The sequence below is a fragment of the Shewanella sp. AS16 genome (genome assembly GCF_021412365.1).
Lineage (GTDB): Bacteria > Pseudomonadota > Gammaproteobacteria > Enterobacterales > Shewanellaceae > Shewanella > Shewanella salipaludis.
In genome coordinates this window covers 1-309 of the sequence record NZ_JAKCLK010000157.1, presented here as the reverse complement: position 1 = coordinate 309, position 309 = coordinate 1, and the positions used below count along the sequence as shown (strand labels likewise).

Genomic DNA, 309 nt, shown 5'->3' with positions numbered 1-309 from the left:
ATTTTTTCTTTTCGCAAGGAATATGATAAACACTCTATTAACAATGCCATATAGTTGTCTGATAGTTCAAATTCAGCAACTTTATTTAATACTGCGATATCAAACCATTTCAGGCTCTCTTCATTATCCTTTAATGATTGATAAATCGTAGCCATTTCCTTCCCGTTTTCCATTTCTTCCAGTGGAGACAAGTTACTGGCAAAGAAAGGGGTAATTTGTTTTTCGATGCGATAATAAAGAAGACAACTTTCGTTAATTTCTGTCTGGATTACGGGTTGACGACTGCCTGCGACTAAATGCCATCTGAAC

At 35.9% G+C, this 309-nt stretch carries 1 protein-coding gene; it reads right to left on the bottom strand.

What is annotated here, in order from left to right:
• Positions 1–309, bottom strand: a 309-nt coding sequence (locus LZP73_RS19780; protein WP_234236615.1) for a hypothetical protein, incomplete at both ends; no start/stop codon positions are given.